Source organism: Actinosynnema sp., assembly GCF_052038725.1.
In genome coordinates, this window is sequence record NZ_JBQGCX010000611.1 from 1 (window position 1) to 12,536 (window position 12,536).

Sequence of the window (12,536 nt, forward strand, 5' to 3'; positions counted from 1 at the left end):
ACAGGAGCAGGCGGGTCAGCACGGCACCGAATGCTGCGGGAGTTCGCGGGGACGGGCATCGGACCTCGGGCCGATCTTCCCGCGCGAACGGGGGCGGGGGCCCCGCCCCGCGGGGGGGGGGGGGGGCCGCCCCTGGGTTCAGCTAGTCAGCGCTCACATGCCCTGCTTGCGCCTGCGCTTGCCGAGGAACAGGGTTCCCAGGCCGGCGAGGAGCAGCGCCAGGCCGCCGATCAGCACCGGTCGGATCTCCGAACCGGTCCACGCGAGCGGCATGTTGCCCATGCCGTTCGGCGGCATCGGGGGCATCGGCTGCTGCGTCGTGCCACCACCCGTGTTGGGGCCGCCCGTGGACGGGGTCTCCGTCGACAGGGCCGGGGTGGTCGCGCCGTCGTTGGCCGGGTTGTCGTCGCCCGTGCCGTCCGCCAGCGTCACCAGCGCGGTGGCGTTCGTGGTGGTGAACGCGCTGTTCGCGGTGGTGGTGATGGTGATCGGCAGCGACGAGCCGCCCGGCTGGATGACGTCCGGCGTGGTGCAGACGACCTGCTGGCCGTTCACCGCGCAGGTCCAGCCCTCGTCGGCCCGCGCGGCCCTGGCCATCGCCATGCCCTGCGCCTGCGGCGCTCCGCCGTCGACGCTGTTGATGGTCAGGCCCTGCGGGATGGTGATCGTCGCGATCGCGCCGTTGACCGGCACGGTCCCGGTGTTGACCACCTTGCTGGTGATCACGACCTGCGAGCCCACCTGCGGCGACGGGTTGTCCGCCGTGAGGGTGACGCCCAGGTCCGTGATCCGGTCGACGACACCGGCGTCGATGTTCATGTTCTGCATGACCTTGCCCTCGGCCACCATGAACACGATCGGCCCGCTGAGGCCGTTCGAGCGGTCGACCGCGGAGCTCTTGTCGGGAGCGCCCGCGTTCTGGGCGGTGAACGTGCGGCCGGTCGGCACGGTGAACTGGACGCGGTAGGCGCCCTCGTCGAGGTCGCCGAACACGTACTTGCCGCTGGCGTTCGTGGTGGTGGTGCTCTTCACCTCGCCCTGCGCGTCGAGCAGGTTGACCTTGACCCCGGAGATGCCGGGCTCACCGGCGTCCTGGAGGCCGTTGCGGTTCAGGTCGTCCCAGACGAAGTCGCCGATCGCGGCCTTCTGCACGCCGAAGTCGACGTTGGTGCCGCTGGTCGTGGTCGTGGTGACCTTGACCGTGGTCGGCGTGGTCGCCCCGTAGCCCATCGGCAGGGTGAGCATCAGCGAGTAGTCGCCCGCGGGGACGTCCTTGAACTCGTAGGTGCCCTCGGCCGTGGTGGTGGCGCTGGCGAGCGGGGTGGTGCTGTCGCCCTCCATCAGGTCGACCTTGGCGCCGGCGATGCGGCCCATCTCGGTGTTGTCGATCGTGCCGTCGCCGTTCGCGTCGACCCAGACCGTGCCGGTGATGACGCCCGCGCGCTCGCCGAACAGGTAACCGGTGGCGTCGACGCCGCCCGCCAGGACGATGCCCATGATCGCGTCGGGCGCGGTGACCGTGCCGCCCGCCGTGCCCGCGCTGTCCTTGCCGTCCGCGTACGCGGCGGGCTGGGTCTCCATCAGGTCGTACGTGCCGCCGACCAGGCCGGTGAAGGAGAACACGCCGGACGCGTCGGTGGTGGCGGTGAGCTCGACCGCGCAGGTCGGCGCGGCCTCGTCCGCCGAGACGGCCGGGTCGACCCTGCCACCGCCGGTGTCCGGGGTGCCACCCGCGTCCACGCCGGTGTCGGGTGTGCCGCCCGCGCCGGTGCCGGGGTCGGTGGTGCCGGGATCAGTGGTGCCAGGGTCCGTGGTGCCGGGGTCGGTACCGGGATCCGTGGTACCGGGGTCGGTGGTGCCGGGGTCAGTGCCGGGGTCGGTCGTGCCGGGGTCGGTACCGGGGTCCGTCGTGCCGGGGTCCGTGCCCGTGTCCGGCGTCGGGGTGCCCGTGCCGTTGTCGGTCTCGGTGTCGGTGCCGTCGGGCTCGCCGACCGCGCACCACTCCGAGTTGCCCTTCAGCGTCAGGGTCACGCCCTGGATGCCCGGCTCGCCGTCGTCGCGCACGCCGTCGTTGTCGCGGTCGTCGAAGACCACGCCGGAGAGCGAACCGCGCTTCTCGCTGAAGCGGTACCCGGTGGCCTTCGCCTCCGAGGTGATCACCACGCCGGTGATCTCGTCGGTGGTGACCGCCGTGCCACCCGCGCTGCCGGGGGTGGCCGAGCCCTGGCCGTAGCCGTCCGGCTGCGTCTCGGTCACGTTGTACGTGCCGGGGCGCAGCGAGTTGAACGCGTACTTGCCGCCCGCCGTGGTGACCGCGGACTTGTTGACGGTCGTCGACATGTCGTCGGTGCCGGTCAGCACCACGGTCACGCCCGCGATGCCCTCGCCCTTCTCGTTGACCACGTCACCGGCCAGCGAGGCGGGCGTCAGCTCGCCGAACAGGTAGCCGGTCGCCGCGGCGCCCGCGGAGAAGGTGATGCCGGTGATCTTGTCGGGCGCGGTGAGCGTGCCGCCCTGGCTGCCGACCTTGTTCTTGCCGGTGACGTACCCGGCAGGCTGCTTCTCGCTGAGCGTGTAGCCCGTGCCGCCGACGATGAACTCGATCTTGTACAGACCGGCGACGTCGGTGGTCGCCGTCAGGTTGACGGCCTTGCCCTGCGCGTCGGTGCCGGTCAGGGTCAGCTCGGCGCCCTGGATGCCCTTCTCGCCGGTGTCCTTGAGGCCGTTGTTGTTGGTGTCCTCGTAGACGTAGCCCGCGAGCGAGCCGCGCTTCTCGGTGAACTGGTAGCCGGTGAGGATGTCGCCGGACCCGACCGGGATCAGGCCGATGGTGTCGGCGACGGAGGTGTCACCGCCGCCGGTGCCCGCCGTGTCCGGGCCGTCGGCGTAGCCCGCGGGCTGCTCCTCGACCAGCTTGTACGTGCCGGGGACGATGTTCTCGAAGAAGAACTGGCCGAACTCGTCGGTCATCGTCATCTGACCGGTCGGCTGGCGCTCGTCGTTCTCCAGCATGATCTTCACGTTGGCGATCGGGTTGCCCTTGTCGTTCAGGACCTCGCCGTAGATCGAGCCGAACTTGTACTCGCCGAACAGGTAGCCGGTCGCGTCCGCGCCCGCCGGGAACGGGATGTCGCTGATCGTGTCCGGCGGCGTGTAGTCGCCGCCCACCGTGCCCGCCCTGTCCACGCCGTTCTCGTAGCCCTCGGGCTGGGTCTCGGTCAGCGAGTAGGTGCCGCCGACGATGCCCGTGAAGGTGTAGAGGCCCTGCGAGTTGGTGGTCATCGTGGTGTTGACCGGGCGGGACATCGCGTCCGTGCCGGTCAACTTCACGCTGACGTCCGCGATGCCCGGCTCGGCCGCGTCCTTGTTGCCGTTGCCGTTCTTGTCCTCGTAGACGTAGCCGGTCAGCGAGCCGCGCTTCTCCTTGAAGACGTAGCCGGTGCCCGCGTCGCCGGACCTCAGCACGATGTTGCTGAAGGTGTTCTCCGACGAGTGCGTGCCGCCGGTGGTGCCCACCGTGTCGGTGCCCTGGGCGTAGCCGAGCGGCTGCTCCTCGGTGAGGGTGTAGGTGCCCGGCGCGAGGGTGAAGCTGAACGCGCCGCCCGCGTCGGTGGTCGTCTCCAGCGGACCGGCGCCGCCGGTCACCGTGAGCTTGACGCCCGCGATGCCCATGTCCATGTCGTCGACGACCTTGCCCGCGATCGACGTGCCCTTGTACTCGCCGAACAGGTAGTCGATGGCGACCACGCGCGGGTCGAGCGAGATGTTGACGATCGAGTCGGGCGCGTCGCGCGTGCCGCCCGCCGAGCCGGGGGTGTCCTTGCCGTCGGTCCAGCCCTCGGGCTGGGTCTCGGACAGGTTGTAGTTGCCCTGGCGCAGGGCGTTGAAGGTGTACGCGCCGTCGACGTCGGTGGCGGTGTTCCAGTTCGCCGGGTTGCCGCCGTCGTCGATGCCGCTCAGCGCGATCGCGACGCCCTGGATGCCCTTCTCGCCGGTGTCCTTGACGCCGTTGTTGTTGCTGTCCTCGTAGACGAAGCCGGACAGGCTCGACGTGGGGATCACGGCGAACAGGTTGCCCGTGGAGGACTGGCCGCCGGGGAGCGCGACGGTGAACGTCTCGGTGTTGAGGGGCGCGGTGGCGTTGGCTCCCGCCGTGCGCTTGCCGGGGTCGTAGTCCGGCGTCGGGTCCTTGGTGACGGTGTAGTTGCCCGCCTTCAGGTTCGCGAAGGACCAGGTGCCGTCGGGGGCGGTGGACGTGTTCAGGTTGACCGGGGCGCCGCTGTTGGTCTCGGTGCCGGTCAGCGTGATCCCGACGTTGACGAGGTTGGTGTCGCCGCCGAGGGCGTCGAAGGCGCCGTTGTCGTCGCGGTCGGCGAAGACCCGGCCGGAGATGGAGCCCTCGGAGACGGCGTTGGCGTTGGCGCTCTGGTTGACCGGGTTGCCGCGCACGTCGGTCGCGGTGACGTTCGCGGTGTTCTGGTCACCGGCGATCGGCGCGGTGGCCGAGCAGGTGGAGACCAGCTGCGCGCCCGGCGCGAGGGTCGCCTGGTTCTTGGCGCAGGCGGTGACCTTCGGGTCGGTGATCGCGACGTTGGTCAGCGTCGTGCTGCCGGTGTTCGTGGCGGTGACGGTGAAGTTGATCGTCTCGCCCGCGGTGTAGACCGCCTTGTCGGCGGTCTTGGTCAGCGACAGGCCGATGGTGCCCACGGCCGCCGTGATCGTCTTGGAGTCGGAGACCTGCTCCAGGAAGGCGTTGGTGCCCGTCGCCTGGATGGTGTTGTTGAAGTTCGTGGTCCCCGCCGTGACGGTGCACGAGTACGAGAGCGTGGGGCTGCCGCTGTTCAACGTCGTGGTGCTGGGCCTGTTGCAGTCCCCGAACGCCTGGTCGCTGTTGCTGACCCCGACGTTCGTGAGGGTCTGGCCGTCCGAGGTGCCGACCACGACGTCGTAGATGACCGTGTCGCCCTGGTAGTACGGCGGGTTGGTCCTCGGCGTCGCGGTGATGTAGATGCCGGGGGTCGGCACGGACATGGCGAGGCTGGAGAGCACGAACGTGTCGCTGCCGCTGCCCACGACCACGGCGCCGCTCCGGTCGCCCACCGCGACGTTGGTCGGCACCGCGACCTTGGCGTCGACGCTGAAGTTGTTCACGACCGACGGCGTGACCTGGTTGGTCGCCGTGGACGCGAAGAAGTTCGTCGAGTTGTTGAGCCTGGGCTCCGTGAGCGCGGTGCCCTTGTAGGACAGCGCGTCGGAGGTCAGGTTCTGGGGGCCGCCGAAGGACGTGACGCCGAGGCGGCTGCCGGTCGTCTTGCTGGCCCCGTCGAGGGTCTCCAGCGAGGTCGTGTAGTTGCCCTCGGAGGCGTGCTGCTTGACGTAGCCGTTCTTGATCTGGATGGAGCGCTTGATCGCGCCGCCGGTCGGGCTGGGAAGGACGTAGACGGCGGTCAGCGACCAGCCCGCGAGGCAGCCGTAGCCCTGGGGGGTCCAGATGTTGCCGACGGTGATGTTGACGTCGGAGCCGGTGACGGCCGGGCCGAGCAGGCTCCTGACGTCGGTCGACGCCACGTACTGCTGGGACTCGTTCTGCACCATCGTCGCGGCGTCGTCGGCGGTGTAGAGGTCGGGGCCGATGGACAGCGGGGTCCCTGCGCCGATGGCCATCGAGACCTGGGCGGTGGCGGGGGTGCCGGTCGGGAAGGTGCTCGCCGCGCTGGTGTAGCCGGGCGCGCAGCCCCGGTTGCCGGTGGCGTCCGTGGCGTTGCGGAAGACGCCGGTGTGGCCGCCCCAGTGCAGCCGGGCGTAGTCGATGGTCGCGCCCGCCGGAATATTGATCTTGGCGATCGAGGAGTTGTACGTGGCGACGTTGGTCGAGCCGTCCGCGTCCACGTACTTCATGTAGTGGGACTCGCGGCCGTTGTTGCCGGTCGCGGCCGTGCCCGCCTGGGCGGGCGCGCAGTCGGTGTAGCTCAGGCTGTTGAGCGAGACCGGGTCGGCCCCCGTCGGGCAGCCCATGTTGCCGTTGCCCGCCTGGACGAAGTCGCCGTAGACGGACTTTTCGTACACGGGGGTGAAGTTGGTGACGACGGTCGCTTCGGCGACCCCCGTCGCGACCAGCGTGCCTCCCAGCGCTAGGCCAGTGGAAATCATGGCCGCGGTGAGGCGGCGCGCCATCCCTATCTCGGGCATCGGCACAACTCCGTGATCGAGGACCGGAATCCGGCGGATGTGAACTGAGGGTGAACCCCGCAGCACTGTCCGTCGCGCCGGGGACCGGTGCACGGTCAAGGGCGGAAGTTAACCGGTCCGAGCGATCAGGCGGCGAACAAACACCAACTCGATGGGGGGAACGCCGGTTGGTCCTCCCACCAGCCGTGTTACTAGTGGATCGCAGATCGCTGACCACCCACGACGGTATTGGGATTCCCCGTGCACCCACGTGAGACGACCCACCGGCGTCCGGCGCTGACCGCGATGGTCGGTGTCCTCTGCGCCATCGCGGCATCATCCAACGCGGCGCTGCCAGACCCCGCGCCGCTCGCCGCGGCCTCGACCTCGCCCCCGCTCGCGGAGCGGAGCATCCGGCCGATGGCGGTGGAGGACTCCGACGGCCTGACACCGGCGGCGACGCCCGAGTCCCCGCCGCGGGGCCAGGAGGCCGATCGCGCGGCGGGGGCGGAACCGGCGCCGCCCGCGACCGCGGGGGCCAAGGGCATCCCGGTGAACGTGCTGGAGGCGTACCGGAAGGCCGAGCAGGCGCTCGCCGGGTCGTGCAACCTGCGCTGGTACCACCTGGCGGGCATCGGGAAGATCGAGTCGGGGCACGCGCGCGGCGGGCGGGCCGACCCGAGCGGGGAGACCGCGCCGCGGATCCTCGGGCCGGTGCTGGACGGCGGGGAGTTCGCGGCGATCCGGGACACCGACGGCGGGCGGCACGACGGGGACCGGACCTGGGACCGCGCGGTCGGGCCGATGCAGTTCATCCCGTCGACGTGGCAGCGCTACGCGGCGGACGGCAACGGCGACGGGGCGTCCAGCCCGCACAACATCCACGACTCGGCGGTCGCGGCCGGGAAGTACCTGTGCTCGGGCGGGATGGACCTGTCGAAGCAGAGCGACCTGGACGCGGCGGTGTTCCGGTACAACCACTCGCGGACCTACGTGGTGGCGGTGGAGACCTGGATGCGGGCCTACTCGGACGGCGCGGTGGAGGTGCCCGCGCTGCCTCCGGGCGCGGACGGGGACGAGGGCGGTTCCGACGGCGGGAAGCCGGAAGGCGCTGGGGCGTCAGGGGAATCGTCGTCGGCCGCCCCGGAGTCGTCGGTCCCGGAGTCGTCGGCGCCCGAGTCCGCGGCGGCCGAGTCGGCAGCCGCGGACCCCTCGGCGCCGGACTCCTCGGCTGCCGACTCCTCCGCACCTGATTCCGCCGCACCTGATTCCTCCGCGCCGGGTTCGGCGGAGTCCCCCTCGGCCGACCCGGCCGCGCCGGGGTCCCCCGCGCCCGACCAGCAGGCCCCGGCAACGCCGGACGCGAACCCCCAGGGCCAGGCGGTCCAGGGCGGTCAGGCGACGAACTCCGCGCCGCAGCAGGCGGGAGCGCCGCCCGTCGAGACCAAGCGGCCCGCCGCGCCGGAACCGCCGCAGGCGGACCGGTGCCTGGTGCTGGTCCAGGAGCACGCGCAGGCGTCGCGGCCGGTCGCGCCGACCGCCGACGAGGTGCGCCAGGCCGGGTGCACCGCCGAGCAGGTCGCGGCGATCGAACGCCTGTTCGAACTCTCCACACCTGTGGACAGCCCTGTGGAGAAGTCCGCGCGCGGGTAGCGGACGTCCCCCGGACGCGCGGATGCCCCCTCCCGAGGATTCCGGGAGGGGGCATCCGCTTTCCGGCGTCCCACCGACCGCGGCGGGGTCGTGCCGCCCGTGCTCGCGCATCGGGAAGCCGAACCCCGCGCGGACCTCGCTCGCCGTCACCCCCTGTGACGCCGGGCGGTGCTGGCGCACCAACCCGAGCCCGACGATCGACGTCCGCTGTGGACGGTGGAACCCCTCGTTCTCTCCGGCGCGGCGCGGTGATCGCCGCACGGTCAGGCGGCGCCCCGAGGGCGCCTGCGGCGACCACCGCACCGGTCTCGACGAACGGGGAGCGGGCCGGGGCCCCGGCGCGTGGGGCCCGAACCCGTGCGCTCACCCAGGTCAGTTCGCCGGGGGAGGGACGACCTAGGTCATCCGGTCGTCCGGTAGTTCGAGGAGCTCTTCCAGCACCGCGGTCGCCGATCCCCGCCTGCGCCACGAGAACCTGCTGGGGAACAGCACGTTCGACTCGTCGGCGGGCATCCGGATCGCGATCGCGTTGTCCGCGTCGTGCAGCCTGACCACGTCGATCACCGTGTGGTGGGCCCGGACGCCGACGACAGCCGCCAGTTCACCCCTCGCGTCGCGCGGGTGCAGGAACTGGAACCCCCGCGCGATCAACTGGCGCAACTGCCCGGCTGTTCGACCCCCCTGGTCAGCCGAGGAGGTCATCGAACTCGCCGTCCTTCGCACCGGCGACGAAGGCGGCGATCTCCTCCCTGGTGTAGACCAGGGCGGGACCGTCGGGGAAGCGCGAGTTGCGGACGGCGATCCCCCCGTCGGCGTCGGCGAGCTCCACGCAGTTGCCCAGGGCGCCGCTGCGCGCGCTCTTCCGCCACACCACCCCCTGCAGCGACGCCGCCGACATGCCGTTGTGGACCCTGCTCGCCATGCTCCACCCCTTCGGTCCGAAGCTCCGCAGCCGGTGCATCTGCACGTGCATCTGAGCCGTGCACGGACGCTAGCAGCGGCGTGGGCACCCGTAAATGCACGTGCATATGCAGCGGCGGAATCTCCCTCTAATGGCGGAAACCCCTAGCCGGGGGTCACAGCGCGGCGCGCGCCTTCGCCAGCAGCTGCCTGCTGCGATCAGGCGTCTCCGCATCGACGGTGAGCCGGTCGAACACCCGCCCGTAGATCTCCAGCTCCTCGGGTTTGTCCAGGTAGAGCGCGCCCGCGAGGTGCTCGACGTAGACGATGTCCGGCAGGTCCGGCTCCCCGAACCGGAGCATCGTGAACGGCCCTTCGGCGGCATAACCGCTCAGCGGGAAAGGGACTATCTGGAGGGTGACGAGCGGTTGCTTGGTCACTTCCAGGAGGTGGTCCAACTGCTCGACGAGGACCTGCCTGCCGCCGATCGGCCGGTGCAGCACCGACTCGTCGATCACCACCCACAGCCGGGGCGCGCCGGGCCTGGCGAGCACCTTCTGGCGGCGCATCCGCAGCGTCACCCGGCGCTGCACCTCCGGGCCCGCGAGCTCCGGCCTGCCGTGGCTGGCGATGGCGCGCGCGTAGTCCTCGGTCTGGAGCAGGCCGGGCACGAAGTGCGTCTCGTAGCTGAGGATGCGGGTCGCCGCCTCCTCCAGTCCGACGTAGTCCTGGAACCAGTCGGGCATCAGATCGGTGTAGCGGTGCCACCACCCCGGCTCGTTGGACCTGCGGACCATCGCCAGGAACTTCTGCCGCGCGTCCTCGTCGACCATCCCGTACATGGTCAGCAGGTCGGAGACGTCGCGCTCCTTCAACCCGACCCGGCCCAGCTCCAAGCGGCTGATCTTGGAGTCGGAACCCCTGATCTGGTAGCCGGCCTGGGCTCGGGTGATCTCCGCGGCCTCGCGAAGCCTGCGCAGCTGCGCGCCGAGCACGATCCTCAGCGCGGTGGGGCCGCTGTCCCGCTCGCCGCTGGGGAGCCGGGGCTCACCGGTGGCCATCGCCGATCCTCCCCGCTCGCCGGAGCGCGCACCCGATCGGCGGTAGCGCCGCGGTGGCCCGACATCGCATCGTCACTGAACGTACACCCACGTCCGCCCAACCCCTCCCGACAGCGGTCCCCGCGCGGTGCGGGCCCATACCCCTCGATGATCGTCTGTGCTGAGGTGCACGAGCAGTTCTACTCCCGGACAACCCTGCGAGGTAGCCATGCCCGCTCTGTCGCCGGACGCCCCCGCCCCGGTCCACATCGACACGACCAAGGCGAGCATCGCCAGGGTCTACGACGCCTTCCTCAACGGCAAGGACAACTACGAGATCGACCGCGAGGTGCTGCGCCGGGTGCAGCAGGTGACGCCGGAGGCGGCGACGCTGGCGGTGGACAACCGGGGGTTCCTGATCAGGGCGACCAGGTTCCTGGCCAGCCAGACCGGGATCACCCAGTACCTGGACTGCGGTTCGGGGCTGCCCACGGCGGAGAACACCCACCAGGTCGTGCAGCGGCTCCAGCCCGAGGCGCGGGTGGTGTACGTGGACAACGACCCGGTGGTGCTGGCGCACGGGCGGGCGCTGCTGGAGGAGAACGACCAGACGCACTTCTCGGCGGCGGACATCTTCGACCCCGAGGCGATCCTGGACGACCCGGTGGTGCGCGAGCACATCGACTTCAGCAAGCCGGTGGCGCTGCTGCAGCTCGGGACGGTGCACCACTACAACGGGACCTCGCCGACGGCGCAGGAGATCATGGCGAAGTACGTGGACGCGCTGCCGTCCGGCTCCTTCGTGGCGCTGAGCCACTTCCTCGACCCGGAGACCGAGGAGCTGAGCCGGTTGGCGCGGCGGATGGAGCAGGCGTTCCTGCACAGCCCCATGGGCAGCGGGAAGTTCGCCACGCGCGCGGAGCTGCTGGGGCTGTTCGACGGGCTGGAGCTGGTCGAGCCCGGACTGGTGATCTGCGCCGACTGGTGGCCGGACGGGCCTCAGCTCAAGGAACTGGCCCCGGTGTCGCGCTGCATCGCGGGGGCGGTCGGCTGGAAGCGGTGACGCGGCCGGGACCGGCGGCGCGGCCGGGCGCCGGGGAGCGCCCGTTGGGGCGCAACGGTTCCGGGGCGCACGAGGCTCCCGTTGGCGGCGGTCTTCCCGCTGCGCCAACGGGAGTCGGGGGAACGTCCGATCAGGACGAAGCTTCGGCGGTCGCGGGCGGCTCGTGGAACAGGTCCTCGTAGCTCGGCTCGGCGGAGGCGGGCACCGGGAAGTGCGCGTCGTGCGACTCAAGGTGGCTGAACAGCTGGTCCGTGCTCAACGGGGGATCTCCGTCCATGACGACTCGGGACGCGCTGAGGATAGGCAGATCAGGCGCAGGCGAAACCGATTTCCGCCACGATTTCCCGAGTCCGGTCCCGACGATCATAGAGCGCCCGGTTCGAGCGGGTGGGCGAACCGCCGTTCTCGCTTGCGGGACAAGGGTTCGGGGGGTCAGGTCGGGGTGCGGCCCAGCAGGTAGCGGGCCGCGTAGGCGCGCCACGGGCGCCACGCGCGGGAGCGGTCGGCCAGCGCGGCGGCGGTGACCGGCAGGCCGATCCCGCCCGCGGCGGCGCGCACGGCGGGGTCGTCGGGGTAGAAGCCGTCCGGGTCGCCCAGCGAGCGGGTGAGGACGGCGTCCAGCACGCGCTCGCCCGCGCAGCGCAGCGCCGACCGGGCCTCGGCGCGGTCCGCGCCCGCGCCCAGGTCGACGCCGCCCACCAGCGCGGTGAGCAGGGCGGTGAGCGGGGCGCGGGCGTGCGGGGGCAGCAGGGCCGGGTCCAGGTCCAGGAGCGCTTGCGGCGTCGGGAACAGGTGGGTCAGGCCGCCGCCCGCCGGGTCCGGGACGGGCTCGCCCGCCTCGCGCACCACCCGGTGCGCCCAGCCCGAGCTCTTGCCCGCGGCCGTGCTGGCGCCCGCGCCCATGCCCATGCCCGCGCCCGCGCCTTCGCCGAGCAGGGCGCGCACCGCGCACTCCGCGCCGTCGACCACGCCGGGGACCCTGGTGCCCGGTGCGGCGTCGACCAGCGGGCGCAGGGCGGGGTCCGCACGGAGGGCGCCGTCGACCTCGGCCGGGTCGGCGTCGAGGTCCAGCGCGCGGCGGCAGCGGGAGATGGCCACCGGGAGGTCGCGGGAGTCGGTGAGGGTCAGGTCGCACTCGACGTGGTCGGCGCGCGGGCGCAGCGAGACCACGCCGTGGCCGTGCGGGAGGCGCAGCGTGCGGCGGTAGGCGCCGTCGCGCCACTCCTCGACGCCGGGGACGGCGTTCGCGACCAGCGGCCCGAACAGCGACGGCGCGTGCAGCGGGCCGAGGAACGGCAACCGCAGCACGACCGCGCCCGGATCGCCGCCGGGGGGCCGGCGACCACCGCGCAGGTCGGTGGGCGAGCGGCCGAACAGCTCGCGCACGGTCTCGTTGAACGCGCGCACGCTCGCGAAGCCGGCCGCCACGGCGATCTCGGTCATGGGGAGGGCGGTGGTCTCGACCAGGAGGCGGGCGGTGCGGGCGCGGCGGGCGCGGGCGATGGCGAGCGGGCCGGAGCCCAGCTCGGCCAGGAGGCGGCGCTCGACCTGGCGGACGCTGTAGCCGAGCCGGGTGGCGAGGCCCGGCACGCCCTCCCGGTCGACCACGCCGTCGACGATCATGCGCCGCGCTCGGGCTACCGGGTCGGACCTGGGGCCCCAGGTGGGGTCGACCAGGTGGGTGGTGGGCGCGGGGGCGGGGTGGTCGGTGA

General features: G+C 71.9%; 8 protein-coding genes. 2 read left to right on the forward strand and 6 right to left on the reverse strand.

Annotated features, from left to right (window positions below; all coding sequences use genetic code 11):
- Window positions 1-153: 153 nt before the first annotated feature.
- Entirely contained in the window at window positions 154-6,066 is a 5,913-nt protein-coding gene (locus tag ACTUAL_RS12835) for an SdrD B-like domain-containing protein (RefSeq protein ID WP_440900394.1), read from the reverse strand.
- Between the two features lie 363 nt (window positions 6,067-6,429).
- Here ACTUAL_RS12835 and ACTUAL_RS12840 point away from each other — a divergent pair, with 363 nt between their 5' ends.
- Entirely contained in the window at window positions 6,430-7,821 is a 1,392-nt protein-coding gene (locus ACTUAL_RS12840) for a lytic murein transglycosylase (RefSeq protein WP_440900395.1), read from the forward strand.
- Window positions 7,822-8,217: 396 nt separating this feature from the next.
- On the opposite strand, the gene ACTUAL_RS12845 is transcribed toward ACTUAL_RS12840, so the two are convergent.
- The 3 genes from ACTUAL_RS12845 to ACTUAL_RS12855 all read right to left on the reverse strand — a co-directional run bounded on the left by ACTUAL_RS12845 (window position 8,218) and on the right by ACTUAL_RS12855 (window position 9,782).
- Window positions 8,218-8,523 (reverse strand): hypothetical protein, encoded by a 306-nt coding sequence (locus tag ACTUAL_RS12845; protein WP_096491385.1) that lies wholly within the window; start codon window positions 8,521-8,523, stop codon window positions 8,218-8,220.
- Window positions 8,507-8,743: a DUF397 domain-containing protein gene (locus ACTUAL_RS12850; protein ID WP_096497574.1), complete on the reverse strand. Its 237-nt coding sequence runs from the start codon at window positions 8,741-8,743 to the stop codon at window positions 8,507-8,509. The genes ACTUAL_RS12845 and ACTUAL_RS12850 overlap by 17 nt, the downstream gene beginning before the upstream one ends.
- Window positions 8,744-8,897: 154 nt before the next feature.
- Window positions 8,898-9,782 carry a helix-turn-helix domain-containing protein gene (locus tag ACTUAL_RS12855; protein ID WP_096491384.1) on the reverse strand — a complete coding sequence of 295 codons (885 nt, stop codon included), beginning with the start codon at window positions 9,780-9,782 and terminating at the stop codon, window positions 8,898-8,900.
- Window positions 9,783-9,990: 208 nt separating this feature from the next.
- Here ACTUAL_RS12855 and ACTUAL_RS12860 point away from each other — a divergent pair, with 208 nt between their 5' ends.
- Window positions 9,991-10,824 (forward strand): SAM-dependent methyltransferase, encoded by an 834-nt coding sequence (locus ACTUAL_RS12860; protein WP_096491383.1) that lies wholly within the window; start codon window positions 9,991-9,993, stop codon window positions 10,822-10,824.
- A gap of 130 nt (window positions 10,825-10,954) precedes the next feature.
- Here ACTUAL_RS12860 and ACTUAL_RS12865 read toward each other — a convergent pair whose 3' ends face one another.
- Together ACTUAL_RS12865 and ACTUAL_RS12870 are read right to left on the reverse strand one after the other, a co-directional pair.
- Window positions 10,955-11,083: a hypothetical protein gene (locus ACTUAL_RS12865; RefSeq protein WP_256373719.1), complete on the reverse strand. Its 129-nt coding sequence runs from the start codon at window positions 11,081-11,083 to the stop codon at window positions 10,955-10,957.
- 173 nt (window positions 11,084-11,256) lie between these two features.
- On the reverse strand, window positions 11,257-12,536 hold a 1,280-nt coding region (locus tag ACTUAL_RS12870; RefSeq protein WP_440900396.1), incomplete at its 5' end, for an AlkA N-terminal domain-containing protein.

Coding starts and splice junctions, on each gene's coding strand:
- ACTUAL_RS12860 (WP_096491383.1), top strand. CDS start 9,991: ATGCCCGCTCTGTCGCCGGACGCCCCCGCCCCGGTCCACATCGACACG.
- ACTUAL_RS12845 (WP_096491385.1), bottom strand. CDS start 8,523: ATGACCTCCTCGGCTGACCAGGGGGGTCGAACAGCCGGGCAGTTGCGC.
- ACTUAL_RS12850 (WP_096497574.1), bottom strand. CDS start 8,743: ATGGCGAGCAGGGTCCACAACGGCATGTCGGCGGCGTCGCTGCAGGGG.
- ACTUAL_RS12855 (WP_096491384.1), bottom strand. CDS start 9,782: ATGGCCACCGGTGAGCCCCGGCTCCCCAGCGGCGAGCGGGACAGCGGC.